Annotated in this window: 16 protein-coding genes; 1 reads left to right on the top strand and 15 read right to left on the bottom strand. The window is 45.7% G+C overall.

Annotated features, from left to right (window positions below; all coding sequences use genetic code 11):
• Positions 1-2: 2 nt before the first annotated feature.
• From PV783_RS08865 to PV783_RS08845, 5 genes are all read right to left on the bottom strand, one after another.
• Positions 3-830 (bottom strand): LamG-like jellyroll fold domain-containing protein, encoded by an 828-nt coding sequence (locus PV783_RS08865; protein ID WP_420987760.1) that lies wholly within the window; start codon positions 828-830, stop codon positions 3-5.
• A gap of 17 nt (positions 831-847) precedes the next feature.
• Positions 848-2332: a RagB/SusD family nutrient uptake outer membrane protein gene (locus PV783_RS08860; RefSeq protein ID WP_420987759.1), complete on the bottom strand. Its 1485-nt coding sequence runs from the start codon at positions 2330-2332 to the stop codon at positions 848-850.
• An 18-nt stretch (positions 2333-2350) separates the two neighbouring features.
• Positions 2351-5617, bottom strand: coding sequence for a TonB-dependent receptor (locus PV783_RS08855; RefSeq protein ID WP_420987758.1), 3267 nt, complete (start codon positions 5615-5617; stop codon positions 2351-2353).
• A gap of 223 nt (positions 5618-5840) precedes the next feature.
• Positions 5841-6956 (bottom strand): FecR family protein, encoded by a 1116-nt coding sequence (locus tag PV783_RS08850; RefSeq protein WP_420987757.1) that lies wholly within the window; start codon positions 6954-6956, stop codon positions 5841-5843.
• A gap of 50 nt (positions 6957-7006) precedes the next feature.
• Positions 7007-7576: an RNA polymerase sigma-70 factor gene (locus tag PV783_RS08845; RefSeq protein ID WP_079469111.1), complete on the bottom strand. Its 570-nt coding sequence runs from the start codon at positions 7574-7576 to the stop codon at positions 7007-7009.
• 25 nt (positions 7577-7601) lie between these two features.
• On the opposite strand from PV783_RS08845, the gene PV783_RS08840 reads away from it, so the two are divergent.
• A complete protein-coding gene (locus tag PV783_RS08840) occupies positions 7602-8219 on the top strand; it encodes a hypothetical protein (protein WP_420987756.1) in 618 nt (205 codons plus the stop codon).
• Positions 8220-8342: 123 nt separating this feature from the next.
• On the opposite strand, the gene PV783_RS08835 is transcribed toward PV783_RS08840, so the two are convergent.
• The 10 genes from PV783_RS08835 to PV783_RS08790 all read right to left on the bottom strand — a co-directional run bounded on the left by PV783_RS08835 (position 8343) and on the right by PV783_RS08790 (position 19279).
• Positions 8343-8912 (bottom strand): hypothetical protein, encoded by a 570-nt coding sequence (locus PV783_RS08835; RefSeq protein ID WP_420987755.1) that lies wholly within the window; start codon positions 8910-8912, stop codon positions 8343-8345.
• 88 nt (positions 8913-9000) lie between these two features.
• Positions 9001-9468, bottom strand: a complete 468-nt coding sequence (locus tag PV783_RS08830; RefSeq protein ID WP_420987754.1) for a hypothetical protein — start codon at positions 9466-9468, stop codon at positions 9001-9003.
• Between the two features lie 111 nt (positions 9469-9579).
• Complete coding sequence (locus tag PV783_RS08825; RefSeq protein WP_420987753.1) at positions 9580-10185, bottom strand: hypothetical protein; 606 nt, start codon at positions 10183-10185, stop codon at positions 9580-9582.
• 475 nt (positions 10186-10660) lie between these two features.
• Positions 10661-11065: a hypothetical protein gene (locus tag PV783_RS08820; RefSeq protein ID WP_079469115.1), complete on the bottom strand. Its 405-nt coding sequence runs from the start codon at positions 11063-11065 to the stop codon at positions 10661-10663.
• Positions 11049-11798 (bottom strand): class I SAM-dependent methyltransferase, encoded by a 750-nt coding sequence (locus PV783_RS08815; RefSeq protein WP_420987752.1) that lies wholly within the window; start codon positions 11796-11798, stop codon positions 11049-11051. Before PV783_RS08815 ends, PV783_RS08820 begins: the two co-directional genes overlap by 17 nt.
• Positions 11786-12526: a DUF2071 domain-containing protein gene (locus tag PV783_RS08810; RefSeq protein WP_420987751.1), complete on the bottom strand. Its 741-nt coding sequence runs from the start codon at positions 12524-12526 to the stop codon at positions 11786-11788. Before PV783_RS08810 ends, PV783_RS08815 begins: the two co-directional genes overlap by 13 nt.
• Positions 12510-12890, bottom strand: coding sequence for a DoxX-like family protein (locus tag PV783_RS08805; protein WP_079469118.1), 381 nt, complete (start codon positions 12888-12890; stop codon positions 12510-12512). The genes PV783_RS08810 and PV783_RS08805 overlap by 17 nt, the downstream gene beginning before the upstream one ends.
• A gap of 84 nt (positions 12891-12974) precedes the next feature.
• The gene (locus PV783_RS08800; RefSeq protein ID WP_420987750.1) at positions 12975-14450 is read right to left on the bottom strand and encodes a glycoside hydrolase family 32 protein; all 1476 of its coding nucleotides are present in this window, start codon (positions 14448-14450) and stop codon (positions 12975-12977) included.
• Positions 14451-14467: 17 nt separating this feature from the next.
• Entirely contained in the window at positions 14468-16186 is a 1719-nt protein-coding gene (locus PV783_RS08795) for a RagB/SusD family nutrient uptake outer membrane protein (RefSeq protein ID WP_079469120.1), read from the bottom strand.
• A gap of 18 nt (positions 16187-16204) precedes the next feature.
• Positions 16205-19279, bottom strand: a complete 3075-nt coding sequence (locus PV783_RS08790) for a SusC/RagA family TonB-linked outer membrane protein (RefSeq protein WP_079469121.1) — start codon at positions 19277-19279, stop codon at positions 16205-16207.
• Positions 19280-19314 lie beyond the last annotated feature (35 nt).

Here is a 19314-nt window from a genome sequence, read left to right as displayed (position 1 = left end):
AACTATTTACCCCGCCCTTCCAGTTTAACGAGGGCGCTGACATCTGCTTCTTCCAATGCTTTATTATAAATTCTTACTTCATCAAGACCACCGGTGAGGTAGCTGGCCCAGTCCTGTGCCGTAGCTTCGGAAGTAAGACTGGGAACGGTCTGGAACTGGGAAGTACCAAACACCATTTTGCCCGGGTTCAGGAACTGGATCGGACCGGCTCCGCTCATCACGTGTGTGGCGATCTTTAATCCATTTACATATACCTTAAAAGAATCCACACCGTTGTAGGACAATGCGAGGTTAGTCCACCTGTCCCATACATTCTGTAACTCATAGTTACCCAGCCATGCTTCTCCCTGTGCGCTGGCTACGTGCATTTTCAGTATCGCCTTTGTGTCGGTACTGCCATTTTCAAAAAAGATATCGATGTTGCCCCAGAAGCTTTTTGTATTGCTGAGACTGAGCAGTCCTACGATACCGTTGGTATTTTGCGGATTGTTTACCCACAGCGTGATAGTAAATGCTTTGAGACCCGTGATAGCAGTTCCTGGTGTGAACAGCGCATATGCTTTATCTGCGCCTTTAAGGGCGCGGCCTTTGATACCTGTAGTGAAAGAGGTACCGCTATTGTCGCAGTTTGTTTTAGAGATGCTGTCGGTGAGGTTATCGTTGAATCCCCAGTAGGCCACCAGGTTGCCCGGAGCAATTTCGGATGCGCTGGTATAACCACCGATAGACAATGCCGGTTTATAGCTGTCGGCATCAAACTTTTTATAGCAAGACGACGCGAACAGCGTGATGGCTGCCAGCAGTGCGTATGATTGATATCTGAAGTTCATAATAGTTTTATTAGAGATTAGTAACCCGGATTTTGTGTCAGTGTTCCTGCGCTGATATCAATTTCATTCTGCGGAACAGGCCATACCTCATTTTTCCCGGCCACGAAGCCTTTAGTACTAAATAAGGCAGCGCCTCTTCCCTGGCGGATTACATCAAAGTAGCGGTCGTTTTCCATGGCCAGCTCTACTCTTCTTTCATGCCATATTGCATTGCGTAATGCTTCTTTATTGGTAGTGGTTACATCAGGAAGTATGGCGGCATTGTTGCCACGTGCGCGGGCCCTTACAGCGTTCAACGAAGTGAGTGCCAGGGCGGTGTTACCTTGTTCATTGGCAGCTTCCGCGTTCATGAGCAGCACTTCCGAATAACGGATCACGCGCACATTCTGATCGGCGCCTTCTGTATAGCCGGTTACGAACAAACGGAAAGGCACATACGATTTCTGGTTGAACATCGGGTTATCGCCGGTAGGGGGTATAAGATCGCCTTCCGGTGTGGTTTCTCCCCTGAAAATGATGGTAGCATCCCTTCGCGGATCGCCGGGTTCATACTCACTTACGAGGCTTTGTGTGGGAACGTTGAAGCCCCATCCACCGCCTACAACACCTTTTACTCCTTGTATTTGCGAGTACTGGGAGTTAGAGGCATCTTTACTGTTCAGGATCAGCTGGCACTGGATTTCAAAAATGGATTCTTTGGAATTTTCATTCGCAATGCGGAACAGTTGCTCATAGTTAGGATACAGGGTATATCCCAGTCCCATTACCTGGTTGGTATAATTGAGCACATCCGGCCATTTTTTGAGGTACATGGCCACCTTTGCATGCAGGGCCAGTGCGGCGCCTTTGGTAGCACGTCCTGCGTCGGAGGCGGGATATGCCGGCGGCAATACCGCTGCTGCTTCCGTGAGGTCTTTTTCAATAGCTGCCCATACTTCTGCCTTTGGCGTTCTTGGTAAATTATATTCGCTGGCGTCCACTGCTATTTTCAGGCGCAGGGGCACATCACCGAAGGCGCGTACCAGCCGGAAATACGCATACGCACGTACGAATTTTGCTTCAGCGAGGTAGCGGTTTTTCAGTGCATCGTCCATACTGATGGCAGGAATATTATCCAGTACCTGGTTACAGAAATTAATTTCCTGGTATTGTCCTTTCCAGAAATCAAGGATCTGTCCTTCTGTAGCAGTTACCGAAAAATCGTCGTACTTATTGAGGAAGCTGGCGTCGGAAGCGTTACTTCCTTTTTCCGCATCATCGGAGCCCAGGCTTTCTATAGCGATGGCGGCAAATGCTACCTGTTTCCATTCGCGGAGGTTAGCATAAATAGCATTTACTGCTTTGGTGGCATCTGCTTCATTTTTCCAGAACTGTTCGCTGGGTTGCTGTCCCTGTGGGGGTACATCGAGAAATGATTTCCCGCAACCAGCGATGACCAATAATGCCGGCAATATAACGCCACCGGCTAAACGTTGTATATTAAGTTGAGTATTTCGTTTCATAACAAGTCTGCTTTATTATCAGAAAGTAACATTTACACCAAAATTGTAGGTTGCGTAGAGTGGGTATACGTTGTTATCGATACCGGCTTCCCTGGGCTTACCGCCAATTTCCGGTGTGAATCCCCGGTATTGGAAGAAGTTGAAAGCATTCTGGGCGTTTGCAAATACGCGCAGGTTTTTCATGCCCCATCTTTCCGTCATAGTAGCGGGGAAGTTATATCCCAGCTGGATGTTCCTGATCCTGAAGTAGCTGCCGTTTTCCACGAAGAAAGAGTTAGGCAGGTAGTTATCGCGGCCGCCGATGAAAGCAGAAGGATAGGTATTGGAAGTACCTTGTCCATGCCAGCGTTTATCGTAAAAATCTTTGGTGAAATTTTCATTACCAAAACGCGCACCGAGGTTTACATTGTATACATCTACACCTGCCACGCCCTGGAAATCGAGGGTAAGATCAAATTGTTTCCACGAAAAAAAGGTATTAATGCCATAGCTGAAGCGGGGGTTCGGGTTACCCAATGGCACGCGGTCGTTTGCATCAATAACGCCATCAGGCACGCCTTTTGGTCCGCTTACATCCCTGTATTTAAAGTCTCCTGCTCTTGCTTTGGGCTGTGCGGAGTTTAATGCTTCCGCATCTGTCTGGAAAATTCCATCTACCATATAGCCTATAAACTCACCTATGGGCCTGTCGACCATAGTACGGGTACTCAGTGCTCCACTGGTAAGGCCACCACCGCCGCCATAGATAGGATTTTTACCGGATACTACACTTAATACTTTGTTTTCGTTATAACCGAGGTTACCTCCAACGGAGTAAGTAAAGTCTTTCTTTATCTGGCTTTTCCAGGTTACTGCAAATTCAAGGCCGCGGTTCTGAAGATCGGCCTGGTTGGCGATGATAGTACCGGAATTAGTACCTACAGAACCTGGAATGTTTACATCAAAAATGGCCTGCACTGTTTTCCGGTTATAGAAACCTGCTTCCAGGTACAAGCGGTTATTAAGCATACTGGCTTCCAATCCCACATCCGTACCTACGCCTTTTTCCCAGTAGGTAGTAGGCGGTACTACGGAGTTGATGCTGGCGCCGGTGTATACATTACCACCAAAGACAGCAGTGAGGTAAGGATCCTGGGCTACTCTCAATATGGAGATATTGGAAGTAACAGAGGCATTGCCTATCTGGCCCCAGCTGCCACGCAGTTTCAGGTTATCGAAGAAATGTTGCTGCTTCATAAAGCTTTCCTCACTGATGATCCAGCCCACCCCTACAGAAGGGAAATAACCCCAGCGTTGATTGCCATAGAACCGGGACGCGCCATCGGCACGCAGCGAAGCATTGAGGAGATACCTGTTTTTAAAGGAGTAATTGATTCTTCCGAAATAAGAAGATACGGTGTAGATATCTCCTTCATCTGTTATTTCCCTGCCGGCGGTGCTGCCAAGTTTCAGGTACATATCTCCTTCACTGTTATTCGGCACATTAGGTGCGGTAGCAGTAAGCTTATAAGTTTGATAACGCTGTGCACCCTGGCCCAGCAATACTCTCAGGTCGTGGTCTTTGAATTTATTCTGATAGGTCAGTGTATTTTCCACGATCCAGTTGCGGGTATCGGTATTTTCGCGGGTGAGTTTACTGTTGGTAGCGCGTTGTGCGATGGTAGCCGCAAACACGGGCACATAGTTGCGCATCAGGTTTTCGCCGTATTCACCACCAATGCTGGTGTGAAAAGTAAAGTGTTTGGCAAACCGCAGGTCAGCGTATAAACTACCTGTAACGGTTTGTTTTTTGGTGAACTGGTTGAAAAAGTCGAGGGTTGCCTGTGGGTTGAAGTTTGCACCTTCACCGAGGTTATAATCGTTCGGATCACCATACGTACCATCGGCATAATGCACCGGTACCACGGGGCCGGCACTGTACAACTGGCGCCAGATAAAGTCGGGAACGTCATTTGATTTATTGGCAGACGCAGTAACCGTGTAACCAATCTTCAGTGGCTCAAATACCTGGAAATCGTTTTGTAACCGGGCGGTATAGCGGGTAAAGTCGTTGGTATTCACTAAACCTTGCTGGTGCAGATAACCTATAGAGAAATTATAGGTAGATTTTTCTGATCCACCACTTACAGACAGCTGGTGATTGGTTACCAGTGCATTCCGGAGGGTTTGATGGTACCAGTCGGTGCCTCTTCCAAACTGGGAAGGATCATCGAACAGCGGGGGTTTATTCTCGTTGCGTTCCTGCAGTTCATTAACCAGGGTGGCATACTGACTGGCATCGGCCATTTTCACCTCGTTGGTTACTTTCTGATAGCCTACATAGCCGTTATAATTCACGACCGGCTTTCCGGATTTTCCTTTTTTTGTGGTGATGAGCACTACACCGTTTGCCGCACGTATACCATAAATAGCTTCGCTGGAAGCATCTTTCAGGATACTCATATTTTCGATATCGGCAGGGTTGAGGAAGTTGATATCATCATACCACACCCCATCTACCACATATAATGGATTGGCGCTGCCATAGATGGTACCGGTACCGCGGATCTTGATTTCGGGCGCTGCGCCGGGCTTTCCCATATTGGTAATGGTTACGCCGGGCACTTTTCCCTGGAGGGCGCTTACCGCGTTATTGATAGGCTGTTTATTGATCTCTTCTCCTTTTACCTGGCTGATAGCGCCGGTAACATCTACCTTGCGTTGTACGCCATAACCCACTACCACTACCTGTTCCACCATACTCACTGATTCTACCAGGGAGATGTTGATCACAGAGCGGCTGTTAACCGGTACTTCCTGGCTGGTGAAGCCAATAAAGGATACCAGCAGCGTGGCATTTTCCGGCACCGTCAGCGTATACGTGCCATCCGGCCCGGTAACGGTTCCACGGGAAGTTCCCTTGATGCTGATGGTAGCACCGGGCACCGGTGTATTTCCATCTTTACTGGTTACTTTACCGGTAATTTTGATGTCCTGCAATTCCCCGGTGTTGGCCATGATGACCACCAGGTTATTCTCAATTACTTTATATTTCAGGCCGGTATTGTTGAGTATTTCGCTCATGAGGTCAGCCAGACGTGTGTTGGTTACATCCACATCCACTTTCTTCCTGATGTCTTTCAATGCGTTGTTATACAGGAACCGGTATTCGCCTTGTTTCTCAATACTACTGAGCACTTTGGCAATCTCCGTTTCTTTGAGCCGGAGAGTTATCGTTCCCTGCCCCTTCGCATTGGCAGATACCTGGAGCACACCTGCCAGCAGCAGTACGGCGGTCCAATTCATAATTAATAAGACTTTTTTGAAGGCATGGGAGGGTCGCTTCGCAGTTGTTAGCGATTTTTTCATACTTTTAGATCTAGAGGTAATAAAATGGAAGCCAGCTGTTTTTAAGGATTGGCGAAGCTTCCTGTTATGCTTCAGGAGGGAAATGTTGGCGCATTTCCCTTTTTAGTTACCAGTAGCTCAAGACGAATTAAATCTGTGTCCTTTTTTCATAACGGAAATATTACTGGTTAATAATAATTTCTGTACCGTGGATGGTATAATTAAATGCAGCAGTCATTTGTAATGCCTGCAATGCCTGTTGAATGTTTTCCTGTGCAAACACACCGGTGAACCGCAGCTCTTCTTTCTTTTTATCAGCAAACTGAATAGTTACCCCGTACCAGCGCTCCATGCGGGCGGCCAGCGATGCGAATGACTCATCGCGGAATACGAGTTTATTTTCCATCCAGGAAGTTTCTACAATCGCATCTTCTTGTTCTGCATAGTAAGTAAGATGTTTTACGGCCATTACCGGATCATTGGTTTTCACCTCATGTAAAGAGTCGTCCGATACCAGGATTTTTTCCGTGGGTTTCAGAATGATCCGTTCGCCGGGGCGGCTGGCGAGAGAAGCCTCAATACTGCCCTGCAGCAGCGTGGCTTCGGTCATTTTATCGCCCGGATAAGCTTTCAGGTTAAACCGGGTTCCCAATACTCTCACATCCATGCGGGTGGTGTGGATAATAAAGGGGTAATCCGCGTTTTTAGCGATATCAAAAAAGGCTTCGCCGCTGAGGTTTACCTCGCGGTTGTTATTGCCAAAATCTTTGTTGTAGGTTAGTTTACTGCCGGCATTGAGCCACACATGGGAGCCATCGGGCAGTTGTATGGAAGTGCGGGAACCATTACGGGTAGTTACTTCGCTGATAGCGGGTGAATGAGCGGCTTTTCCTGCGGGCCGCCACCACCAGGCAGCTGCTGTGATGAGGATACCGGCAAGTGCAGCGGCTGCAAGGTAACGCAGCCAGGGGCTTCTTGTCCGGGTTTCCAGCTGGAAAATAGCGGCCTGCTGTTCTTCCGTTGGTAAACCAATAGCTATCCCCTTCTCCTGCATGCGGCTGATAAGACGGATATGCGCGTCCTCTCCTTCCGCCCTGTCGGCCGGATCCGGCGTTGTTTTCCAGATATCTGTAATGGCTTCCACGGGAAAGTGAAGATCAGGATGGGCACGCAATAAACCTTCCAGCTCCTGCAGTTCTTCTGCAGATGCTTCTCCGGCCAGTTTCCTGCCTATCAGTTCCCATACGCGCTTATTATTCATAACGATTTCGATAGCTACTCTGTATATAGGTACCATTTGGAATCAATATCTACTAAAGGAAACAAAAATATTTTTGGGACGGGGTATCAGCGGGAGGATTTCTTCAGCTGCACATTCAGTACCCTGGCTATTTTAGCGAGGGCAACAGCCAGCTGGTTGTCAATGGTTTTAACGGACACATTCAGGATTTCGGCTATCTCTTTATATTTCAGGCCATCTTCACGGATCAGCTTAAAAATGATCTTGCAACGGGGCGGCAATCCTTCAATAGCGGCCTCAATGCGCGAGAGCATTTCTGCCGTCAGCAGCATCTGTTCAGGGTTCTGGTGCGGACTTGCCAGCTCTACAGACAATTCATCAATCGTAATAGCAGACTGCTTCTTTTGTTTGAGCAGGTATTTCAGAGAGGTATTTTTTACGCTTACATACAGGTATACCTGCAGGTTATTCACGTTTTCCAGCTGCTGGCGGCGTTCCCAGAGGCTGATGAACACGTCGGACACCACTTCTTCGGCTGTTTCGGCAGACTTTACAAAAGAGGTGGCAAACTTCAGCAGTGGCTTATAGAAGTGCAGGAACAGTTCCCTGTACGCTACCTCGTCGTCGTATAAGCCGATACGACGCTGCCATTCCTTTATTTCATTCGCGTGGAACATAAAGTGAAAGTGATTAGCTGCTTCTGTGGACAAAGTAAAGAAAAAAAATGATGCGGTGAGGCAGGTGGGGAAAGGAATCAAAATTTCGTCAACTTCATTTGAACCCTTTTCGGATACTTTTTGTTTTGTTTGTTTCCCTGGTCGCTTTTGTTTTACCATATTTCTTAACAACCATTTTATGGCAACACATAAATTTCAAGAAAGTACAATTTCAATAATTAAGTCACTGGCTGATAAAAGTGTGGAATCCTTTTTAAATGAGGCTAAAAATAAGGATGAGCAAACCGGGACAAATTTACCAGACAGTAAAACCAGGGAACTTTTAGATGATTTTGCTTGCGCATCAATATTAGATGGAGCTGTTGGAGGCAAGAGTTTTGACCAGGTAGTTGACCATCTGGCCGCTGCTATTGAATCACACAGCGCCACGCCACTACCAGCCGGCGCGGGGACCTCTATTGCTCAAGCCCTTTTACAGCCTTTAATAGATGAGCTTTCTGGCATAGTAACAAATCCCGAAGATGATTCCCTGGGAGATGATAAAGATATACTCCGGGATGCAGTGCTGAATTGGAACCGTAGCACGAAATCGAATTCGAGAACAATTGCAATTGGTATAACGCTTTTGGAAGGAATTCTTTAGTTTTTGTATAAATAGATAATAAGCAACTGTGTACGGGTTAATACCACCCAGCAGGTGGAGCTGAACGGATCGGCACCTGCCGGGACTGATGCTCCTCCAATTTTTAATTGTAACTTTTACAAATTAATGTCCAAATTCATTGAACGCTATAGTTTCGATTTTCGCACTATGCCTATCAATATACCGGACCCGTGTTGCCATAAAAACAAATCCATCAGTCGCATAAGTCCCTAACTGCTTGCTTTGGTTATTGATATACAAAGTATCCCATAATCTCACTCTATCTATAACATCCCTTGTAATCCCGGCTTTTTTTTCAATATCATCACTATCAATATTGATTAACGCCATATCCCATTTCCCTGTTGTTTTATTTCCATAAACATAACTCCCCTTATTGCTTATAAGTAATCCACAATAATTTCCCCAGCCAGGATTAAATCCTTCCAATACAATACAATCCTGTAATTCTGATAGCTGTATCCCGTTTTTCTTATATAGCTCTTCCCTGCCTTTCCTGCCAAAATTGATAATACTTATATAGTTTTCCTTATCACTGATTTTTACATCATAATAAGACCTTTGATTTTGGTACACCTGCCTCATTAAACTCTTATCATGGCCGCCCGTTAGGACTTTACATGATATCCCCAATAGCATTAACCCTATGTAAAATATTAATTTCTTTATCATTGGTTTAATCTTAAAAAACGCTGGATGCGTTTTTGCTAAAATGAAGATCCATAAAGCCGCAAGCAATACCTGCAACTTTATGTTGCGACTAAATGCCCTGGTTATCGAAAGTAATTAACTTCCATTTATTTTCATCGCAAGAATATTCAAATACTGCTTCTGCCCCTCCTCCATTGGAAAAGCTATAATTGCGACTTTTATAGGTTATATAAAAGTTGATAATAGTGACTACGAACTTATTTTTATTTAATGCAGTAAATACTTTCCAGGCATAAATACCTTTTGACAATATTTTCCTATTCCGTTCATCATAAATATTAATAAATTTAAACTTACTATCAGATGACACATAACTTAACGGCTGATCATGCTCATTTAACAAATACAAGTTTTCAAGATAATATTCACGCTTCTGTTTTTTACTCGCCTCCAAAAGTGGTGTATACTTCATGGCGATGGCTGAATCAACCATTGTTTTATAGTCGTCTTTATTTTGCTGCGCATGGACTCTTAAAACACAGACTAGTATGATCGTTATAAAAAAGGCTACTTTCATATATTACTTCTTATGCGTTACAAGATTATCTTGTGGAACAGTTGCAATCACTCCGGTACTATTGTAGATGTAGACTATTCCGTTGCTTCCCGAAAAATCAAAACCTGCTCGTCAATATGAGTGTGAAATAATGCTCTTAATCATGCTTCCCTGGTCCAAAGTATTTTCGACAAAATACGCTGATTGTAGAGGAAACCCCGATTTAAAACTCGTAACAATAACATCGCCCGCATTACTTCCTTTATCCATAGGGACCTTATCCTTTTTTTTAAAGAGTGTAACCATCTTTAAATGCTCCTGCCATTCATGAATTTTGATCCACTTATCAAGATAGTAGCGATATGCAATAATATTTGCCTGACTTCCATTATAATATATTAAATAATTTACCAATCGCTTTATTTCGCCGTTTTTTACAACCTCAATGACAGCCCACTTCTTATCTTTCCAATTAAAATCAGCGCTGATTTGTTCCAGGAAAAACAATCTTATTGATTTATAATTAATACTGTCAACTCCTTTCCATGCTTCCGGCATTGCTTCCAATCTATTCTGATACAGTTCTCTCTCTTGTCCAGTAATTGCTGATGCTGCATTCTCTTTCAACACAGACAAACTCATTTTATTCCAATGTTGAAGTAAATTATAAATACCGGGATTATCAACATTATTAACGATCCCAAAAAAACCGATACAAAGACACGTTAGTATTTTCATTGGCTTCAAATATTACGGAAATTTAATTTCAAATCCATCTTATAATTTATGGGCTTTACCCTGAAGGAATCGGTGCGAATGGTTGCAAGCGTCGCTTTATATTTTTTAATATATAAGTCCATTACTTCTCGCATACTTCTCAGATACTTCTCAGATACTTAGGACTCGTCTATGCGTCGTACTTCCCATACAGTCCCCATACACTCCCTATACAGTCCCCATACACTCCCCATACTCTCACTATACACTCATAATACACTTCCAATACACTCCCCATACACTATGACTATTTTGCGAGCCTACCGATTCCGGCATAAACCGACCAAAAACGGCAAAAACGGCGGATTTGTTTTTCCCCTGCTTCGTCAACGCATACCTTCGTATCGTATTCCGGAATACAACCCCGTATGATCAGCGGGAAAAGCTTAACAGGCATAGCTACAGAAATTGCTTCTTTTTAAATCAAAATACTTTATTATGACGCATCCGCACGAAATACGAGCAGGAACACTATACTGAAATATCCCCATGTCAATGAGAACAGGACATGCATAATAGTTTCAAACCGTTTGCCCTTCCATAACAACGGAGAGTAAACAAAGAACTGGAAAAGCAGCCGGCATAGCCAGAAAACAAATAATCCGAACGACAGCACATGCCCCAGGCGCGTATACAGGATATCTTCGGTAGCATAAATACACCCTATTCCCATCAGCAAAACCATCAATGCAATAAAAAAGGTGTGTACATACATGATCTGCCTGCTCAAAAGACTAATCGCCGTGAACTCTTTCTTCCAGTTAAAATACCGTGGAAAGAAAATATGTGCCAGGGATAATAGCACCAGTATATAACCGGTAATTTTAAGATGCAATTCCATTTTTCTGCAATATAAAGGCCGATAAAAAAGGGGTGATCTTCTTTTCTTTTTCCAGGGTCAGCTGCGCGCCTTCAAAAGTCCGCCTCCAGTTGGCACCCGAAAAAAAGTGCAGGAACCCAATCGTATATGCTATAAAGTTAGGCGTATCCCGTAAATGCTCCAGTACCACAATTCTTCCATCAGCAGCCAGGCAACGACGCAGCTCTTTGAAAAATATGGTCCTTTCCACAGGATCTCTGATTTCATGTGCTGCCAGCAAAAGAAACACTACATCCACCGATGCAGGCTCCAGTGGAACAGCTGCCGTGCTGATGGTTTTCGTGCCAGCATAAGACGCATATCTTTTCCGGGCACGTTCAATAGATACCTCGGTATGCATCTCCCTGTTATAAAAATCAAATACCTGTAAACCTGCTTCCGGAAATTTATGCGCCAGCAACCGGCTGGTTTCATCAAAGCCCGCATGGATATTCACAATCCGCCGGTGTGTCCGTAGTGTTATTTCATCCAGCCATTGTAAAGAATATAAGCTGGAACGATCGTAAATATACCAGGAAATCACCAGCGATAATAAGATAGCAGCAGTTGCTCCCCATAGCAGTAGCCGCACCATCATGTACTGCGTGAATAACAATCCCGCTGCCAACGCCAATAATGATAATAAATAAAAATGCCAGTTGAAACGGATAATATTTATGATGCCCTGAAACGGCGTTCTGTTTATCTTCTCCATATATCCACTTTTCCTTTTTTCCAGTAATAGGGAATTTGCCGGATGATGAATGCATTCGCCAGCCGGGCGCCCTGTAATGCGGGAGCGTTTAAAAATCCTGCCTCGCTATGTAATACCGATACCGGTATGGGCGTCCAGTTTTCCCTCACGCCTTCAATGATCAACACTTCATCAGAATGCCTGTTACAGGTAAATGTAAAAGGCAGCGGGCCCGCAAACCGCCTCGCCTCTTTCCAGTTATTAAAGGGCGATTCTGCTGGCAACGTTGCTGTTTCATTGCCGGTATCAACCGTGATATCCAATCCCGACGCCATTGATTTAACAACCATCATATCGTTTTCCTCCGTAATGCTGATATCTGTAGTGGTATAACTATAATGGGTAAACAGATTTCCGAAAAACTCCATCTTCTTACTGTCTGTTTCTGATTTTAAAATATATAAACCCCGCAATCGCTTTCCTTCGCTATTAGTATAACGTACAAACACGCGGTAACCGGTTAACACAAAATCACTTCCCATAAAAGCAGGAAACCCTTTGGGGCGAAGGTGCTTTGTTTTCACTATGGCAATAGCAATAAATGCCCACTGTTCCTGGAATACATCCAACTCCAGCTGCGGGGGTATCAACGGTTCCAAAACCGCTATTGGGAGGGCGTAAGTAAGCACCAGGGAGCTTTCAAAAAAAGCTTCCACGGCAAAGGGATGATTTTTAAGAAAGGCTAACATGGGTTTTAAATTCGTTCCGGTAAATAATAAATATAAAAACGGCAGCTATGATGATATTTATTCTCCCAAACAACAACAGGTCGGGGGCTGCTATAAACTCTATGACGTTCATAGCCGCTACCAGCAGGATTTGCGCGATAGCACACCAGCGGGATTTTATCCTGGAAAGTATCCATATCGCCATCCCGGCTTCCAGGATGCCAATGGTACGGGTAAGTAAAGCTGCATGGGTTTCACCAAGTATTCTTGCTACAATTAACTGGTGTCGTGGAACATAGTTCAGCACCTTACAAAATACGCCATTTATCATCCACACGAGGGCTATTCCAATGTTAACCACATTTTTTTGCTTACCAAAGGGCATGAAACAAACTTTATTCCCCCAAGTTAATACAAAAAGCGCCGGACTCAAAAAAGAGCCGGCGCCTGTCTATAAAACAACTCCCCCTTATTTACTCAGATCCCACGCTTTCAATGTATTCAACTGCACATCTCCGTTCTCTGCAAACACTGCTAATCCCGTAGCCGCTTTATCCGGGAATATTAAAGTGGTGAGCACTTTCTCTCCATCGTTTACAAATATTTCTACAGATGATTTATCCACCAGCACCTGTAACCTGATTTTATTGTTAGCCGGCGGAATGCTTACGTGTTGTACATCCTTTCCATCGCGGATGTACAGTTCATTCCGTTGTACATTATACCCCACAACTACCTGCTCTGCTATTTTAAAGCCAAAATCAGCGGCGGTGCCAATGGTAAACTCAGCATCCACCCAATTGGTATTGGTATTAAAACCTTTACTGCTGCTCAACTCCAGCGATTTGCTATTAATGGTTTGCGCTTTCAGCGTTAGTTTTTTAGCGGCAGGTAATTTATGAAGATAGGTGCTGATCGCTGCAGATGGTTGCTGGAATAAACGTATACCCGATGCCGTAGTTTTCAGTTGCAGATCGCGCGGAATCGACATCTGCCCGCGCCACGGTGAGGTAGGCGTTTCAAATGGCATGAGCCAGCCGGTCATCATTTGCCGGTTATCCGGCAGATGATTGTAAGGTATGGCAGCGTAGAAGGTTTTGCCGTAATCCACAAACAGCTGGCTTTCCGGCTTGTTATCATTGGTGAATGTTTTGCCGTCGAAGTCGCCGGTAAAATACTGCATACCGGTAGCCGCGTCCTGGTTGCCGGAAGATACCATCAGCAACCATTTCTTTTTTGCAGGATCACCATCTACATACAGGGGCGTTAAAGAAGGGCACTCCCATATTTTACGGGTATCGCCCTGGTTGCCGAACTCGCTCAGCAGCTCCCAGTTCTTGAGGTTTTCTGATGAGTAGAACTGTACTTTATGCTCGGCAGGTACGGCTACTGTCATGAGCCATTTGTGCTGGTCTTCCAGCCAGATCACGCTGGGATCGCGGAAATCCTTCTTCTGAATATCTACTACCGGGTTGCCGCCATAGTTGGTGTAGGTTAAACCGCCATCGTTACTAAAGGCAATAAATTGTGATTCCTTTTGCTGCTTTGGCTGATCTGCGGTATAAATAGCTACGATGGGGGCCTTTCCATTCTTACCAAAACCACTGCTGTTATGCTCGTCCAATACTGCGGAACCGGAGAAGATCCAGGTAGTGGTATCTTTCTTTTCTATTTCCGGAATAGCAATGGGCAGGTGTTTCCAGTTAATCAGGTCCTTGCTGGTAGCATGTCCCCAGCTCATGTGGCCCCACTTGTTTTCAAATGGATTATGCTGGTAATATAAATGATACACCCCATCTATATAGATCAATCCATTGGGATCGTTCAGCCAGTTTTTGGGCGCCGTAAAATGATACACGGGGCGCCATTGCGGTGTCGCCTCCTGGGCGTGTAGCCATCCGGGTAACAATCCTGCCAGTAATATGGAAAAAAGCGTCTTCTTCATAACAATGATATTTAATTTTACCAGCCGGTGTTTTGTTTATATAACCCTTTGCTGTAGTTAATCTGGTTTAGTGGTATGGGCAGGTATTCGTCCCTGCCTTTTTTGAAGGAAGCATCATTCAGGTGAGCCCGGCGTGTTTTTTCCACGGCAAAATAAGCATTGAGATAATCTGCCGCAATACCCCAGCGCACCAGGTCAAAGAACCGGGAGCCCTCCATCGCAAATTCCAGCCGGCGCTCCCAGCGTAAAGCCTGCCGGGCAAAGTCGGTGGACCAGGTGCAGTTAACACCCGGCTGATAGGTATTCATTTTATAACTGGATGTAAAGGTACCATTTGCCTGTTTTAATAAACCGGTACTGGCAGCGGCTCTTCCCCTCACCTGGTTGATGAGTGGCAATGCCTCGGCAGCGCGTCCCAGTTCTATCAATGCTTCTGCTTTAAATAACAGTACGTCGGCATAACGGATAATTTCCCAGTTTTTGGAACTCGACATAAAAGGCGGCACCTTCTGAAAGGTAGCATCACCGGGTAACACCGCTTCTTTGAGACTCAGGTAACTGCCATATACTTCCGGCGCACGGGCCCAGGCGCGCTTGTACAGAAAAGCGGGATCGTATTTGTAAGGATGCCCTGGAATAGCCACGGTATGGTCTAAACGCGGATCAAAGGTATGGGTATGAAAATCCGCTTCCGTGGTAATGTTCACGTTATTGAATGTTTCAAACATCGGGAGCCCGTTGGCGCCTGTCTGAAAAGCATTCACCAGGTTACTGCTGGGCGAATGAAAACCGCAGCAGCCATACTCCTGGTTCATCGGGTAATCCAGCGCATGTCCGTAGTCAAGGCGGCCTTTGGGCGTTCCATCATCTTTTGAATACTGGATAGCAAAAAGGGACTCCGGACCATTCTCACTTTTCGACAGGAAGTTATTTGCATAATCAATAGCCAGCTGGTATTTACCGGAGGCAATCACTTCATCGCACAAGGTATTTACCTGTTGCAGCAGGGCGGCGTCAATACCAGTTACATGGTTGTTTTCATCCTGCTTATAGGCTTCATACAACAGGGTTTTAGCCAGGTAGGCTTTTGCCGCGAATTTATTGGCCCGTCCTATTTGCGGTTGTATATCGGGAAGATGGGAAGCGGCAAAAGTGAAATCATCTGCGATCTTCGTCCATAGTTCCACATTGGAATAAGTGCGGTTGGAAATGGTATCGTAGGTTTCCTTTGGCGCATTTTCATCGATGTAAGGAACATATTTGAATAATGTTTTCAACAGGAAATAATAGTGTCCTCTCAGGAACTTCATCTCTGCCTGCCGTACTACCTTTTCCGGAAATTGGGTTTCAGTGGCTTTGTTCAGGCGTGCCAGCGCATCGTTTACACGGCCAATGCATACATACAGGCGAAACCATACCAGGTCGGAGGAGCCGTTATCCACCCTGTTCAGGGAAAAGGTTTCGTAAAAGTGGTAGTCGCTGATATCACCGGCGCCGTCACCGCCTTTATACGCATCGCCACTGCGGATGTTTCCGTAGGGCCACATGCTGGAATAAGGAGCGGTATAGTGATCATTGCCCAGCGATGCATAGGCGGCGGTCACCATTTTTTCGAGATTAGCCGGCGAGTTCAGGTCGTCGCCTGAAATAACGCCCTGTGGCGTTTGATCCAGGAATTTGCTGCAAGCGCCGAGCAACAGGCAGCTGAGTAAAAGAATATATTTTGTGTACTTCATGGTGGCTGTGTTGTGTGTTTAAAAAGACAGGTTTAAGCCGATCGTGCCAATCACCGGAATAGGATATGCGTTGTTGGGGTTCTCCGGATCGGTGGCCGTAAAACCTTTGTTCTTTAACGTGAGCAGGTTGCTGCCCTGCAGGTATACCCGAGCTGTTTGCAAACGCTTGCTAAACAGGTGCTGGAAACTATATCCCAGTTGCAGGTTCCTGAGTTTGAGATAGGAACCTGATTCCAGGAAGTAGGTAGATGTCCGGTTTTCATTGTTACGGTCTACCAGTGTGAGCGCAGGAATGGAAGCGTTTGGATTTTGTGGTGTCCATGCATCCAGCGTACGTGCGCCCCAGTTAGTTCCCGGCCAGATGGAGGAGAAGTCGGTGTATGTTTTATAGGTATTATATACCTGGATGCCTTGTATTCCCTGCAGGAAGAAGGTCAGATCAAAGTGTTTATACTCCAGTGTTACATTCAGTCCGTAGGTAAAATCAGGATCTCCCTTACCGATATAATCGCGGTCCTTGTCATCGATAACGCCGTCGCTGTTCAGGTCTTTATACCGGATGCGGCCCACGCCTTTCCCGATTTGTGTGGCATAGTCATCTACCTCTTTTTGTGAGCGGAATAATCCATCTGCCACGTACCCGAAGGTGGAATTAATAGAGTGGCCGAGGATGGTTTTATCCTGTCCGTTGCCGGGATAGGATGTAAGTACTTCCGGCGGCAGTTTGGTGATCTTATTGCGGTAAGTGGCTACGTTGCCGGTAACGGTGAGCGCCAGGCCAGGTGCAATGTTGCCGTTATACGACAGCAATACTTCCAGTCCCTTATTTTGCATAGAGGCGCCGTTCACGAATTTGGTACCGCCTTCACCGATCACTGCGAGGTAAGCCGGGCTGATAAGGATGTCGGATGTCTTCTTAATAAAATAATCTACGGAACCGCTAAGGTGATTATTAAACAAACCAAAATCTATTCCGGCATTGGATTCCATCGTACTTTCCCATTTCAGCGCAGGATTGCCCTGCTGGATCAGTGTATATCCGGACGATAACTGCCCGGAGCCTGCGCCACCAAGATCATACGCGCTGCCGCTGTCGAAATCCCAGGTAGGATCTATACCATAAATAGCGGAGTATAAAGTATAGGTGGCGTTATTGGCAATTTCCTGGTTGCCCGATCTGCCCCAGCCATAGCGGAGTTTCAGGTCCGACAGGAAAGGCAGGTTTTGTTTGATGAAATTTTCTTCGCTCACGCGCCATCCGAGAGATACCGCAGGGAACATCCCGAAACGGTTTTCTTTACCAAAGCGGGAAGAGCCATCGCGGCGCAGGGTAACCGAAGCGAGGTATTTATTATCGTAAGAATAGTTTGCCTTACCAAAATAAGATAATAACGTATAGCCGCTACCGGTACCTCCGTTATCTTTATTGGAAGATCCTGCATTGAGGTAGGCATAGTCGATATTCTCCAACGCGTACCCTTGTCTGCTGGCGTAAAAATTCTGCGCCATGTATTTAATCTGTTCTTCTCCCAACAGGAAATCGAACCGGTGCTTCTGCAGTGCTACGTTATAAGTAAGCGTGTTTTGCCATACCCAGTTACCATTATAATCCTGTGAGGTTTGGGAGAAGTTGGACGGATCAGAAAGGAACCCCGAAGTATACGATTTACGCAATGTACGCTGATAAGTACCATTGTAATCTATACCATAGCTGCTTTTGAAGTGAAGGTTGGGAATAATTTCTATGTCGGCATATACGTTACCGAATAAGCGCAGGAAATTACTTTTGTTCTGCCGGTTATCTTCAATAAGCCGAACGGGATTCTGCCTGTCGGTCATGCCGGGAGCAGGGCCGCCCCAACCGCCATCAACGGTATGTACCGGCACCACCGGTTGTTGTACCAATGCTGCAAAAAGAATGTCGGTAGCAGGTACCAGCGCATCCCTGATATAGGTAGCAGAAAGGTTTTCACCGATCTTCAGCCGGCCTTTGAAAAAGGAATAATCCGTATTAAAGCGGGCGGTTATTTTCCGTTGCTGTGTTTCTTTTACGATGCCTTTGTTATTGTACATACCTACCGAAAAATAGGAGTTCCCTCTTTCGTTGCCGTTGGCAATAGACACGTTGTAGGTTTGCAGCAGGGAAGTTTGTGCAATCTGGTCGTACCAGTAGGTATCGGCCGGCTTCATGGTTTTGGCGGCATCAATAAATTCCGGCAGGTTAATTTTGTTAAGCACCGGGTTATTATAATCGCCGTTCCAGTCGTACTGATAAATCTGGTTGTTGTTGGGATCAGTACGGTCATTCACGGCAGCCTGCCAGTAGGCGCGGCCGCGGCCTTCCGTATTCAGTGTTTTTAATTTGGTACTGTAATCCTGCAAAGAGGCCGATACATCTGCGGTGATGCGGCTATAGCCTTTCTTCGCTCTTTTGGTAGTAACAATGATTACGCCGTTTGCCGCGCGGGAACCATAGATGGTAGCAGCAGAAGCATCTTTTAATACCTGGATGGATTCAATATCATTCTGGTTCAGTTCCTGCAATCCTCTTTTGGTAGGGATACCATCAATTACATACAGCGGATCGTTGTTACCCAGGGTGCCGATACCGCGGATACGCACCGTGGCATTGCTGTTGGGATCGCCGTTGGAGGTAATGAATACGCCGGGAACGCGGCCCTGCAGGGCTTTCACCGGGTTGCCGAGCGGAATGTCTTTTATTTCGCTCACATTCACTACGGATACAGCGCCGGTAAGATCTGCCTTTTTCTGTGTCTGGTAACCGGTTACGATTACCTGGTTTAAGTCGGTGGCATTATCTTCCATTTCTACGGACATATTGCCTTCGGCAGCTTTTAACGACATAGGCTTCATGCCTATATAAGAGAAGTTGAGCACTTCCCCCACGGCAGCCGGCAGTGTGAATTGCCCGCTGCCATTGGTAATGGTGTTCCTGTTGCCCGCCTGTACGGTTACACCGGGCAAAGGCGTTCTGTTTTGTTTACTGACAACGGTACCGGTGATGTTCCGTTGCTGTGCAATGGCGAAGAGGCCGAACAGCAACATCGGTAATAAGTAGAACAACTTTTTCATAATGGAATTTGTGAAATGGTGGTGTGGAAATGTAA

It is taken from the genome of Chitinophaga sp. CC14 (genome assembly GCF_048957795.1).
Lineage (GTDB): Bacteria > Bacteroidota > Bacteroidia > Chitinophagales > Chitinophagaceae > Chitinophaga > Chitinophaga ginsengisegetis.
Note: the sequence above shows the minus strand (reverse complement) of the source record. Positions and strands in the feature narration are given on the sequence as shown.

Excerpts from the sequence above, each read along its gene's own strand:
- PV783_RS08800 (WP_420987750.1), bottom strand. The coding sequence starts at position 14,450 with ATGAAGAAGACGCTTTTTTCCATATTACTGGCAGGATTGTTACCCGGA.
- PV783_RS08845 (WP_079469111.1), bottom strand. The coding sequence starts at position 7,576 with ATGTTCCACGCGAATGAAATAAAGGAATGGCAGCGTCGTATCGGCTTA.
- PV783_RS08790 (WP_079469121.1), bottom strand. The coding sequence starts at position 19,279 with ATGAAAAAGTTGTTCTACTTATTACCGATGTTGCTGTTCGGCCTCTTC.
- PV783_RS08860 (WP_420987759.1), bottom strand. The coding sequence starts at position 2,332 with ATGAAACGAAATACTCAACTTAATATACAACGTTTAGCCGGTGGCGTT.
- PV783_RS08835 (WP_420987755.1), bottom strand. The coding sequence starts at position 8,912 with ATGATAAAGAAATTAATATTTTACATAGGGTTAATGCTATTGGGGATA.
- PV783_RS08795 (WP_079469120.1), bottom strand. The coding sequence starts at position 16,186 with ATGAAGTACACAAAATATATTCTTTTACTCAGCTGCCTGTTGCTCGGC.
- PV783_RS08855 (WP_420987758.1), bottom strand. The coding sequence starts at position 5,617 with ATGAATTGGACCGCCGTACTGCTGCTGGCAGGTGTGCTCCAGGTATCT.
- PV783_RS08850 (WP_420987757.1), bottom strand. The coding sequence starts at position 6,956 with ATGGTACCTATATACAGAGTAGCTATCGAAATCGTTATGAATAATAAG.
- PV783_RS08865 (WP_420987760.1), bottom strand. The coding sequence starts at position 830 with ATGAACTTCAGATATCAATCATACGCACTGCTGGCAGCCATCACGCTG.
- PV783_RS08805 (WP_079469118.1), bottom strand. The coding sequence starts at position 12,890 with ATGCCCTTTGGTAAGCAAAAAAATGTGGTTAACATTGGAATAGCCCTC.
- PV783_RS08810 (WP_420987751.1), bottom strand. The coding sequence starts at position 12,526 with ATGTTAGCCTTTCTTAAAAATCATCCCTTTGCCGTGGAAGCTTTTTTT.
- PV783_RS08820 (WP_079469115.1), bottom strand. The coding sequence starts at position 11,065 with ATGGAATTGCATCTTAAAATTACCGGTTATATACTGGTGCTATTATCC.
- PV783_RS08815 (WP_420987752.1), bottom strand. The coding sequence starts at position 11,798 with ATGGAGAAGATAAACAGAACGCCGTTTCAGGGCATCATAAATATTATC.
- PV783_RS08830 (WP_420987754.1), bottom strand. The coding sequence starts at position 9,468 with ATGAAAGTAGCCTTTTTTATAACGATCATACTAGTCTGTGTTTTAAGA.
- PV783_RS08825 (WP_420987753.1), bottom strand. The coding sequence starts at position 10,185 with ATGAAAATACTAACGTGTCTTTGTATCGGTTTTTTTGGGATCGTTAAT.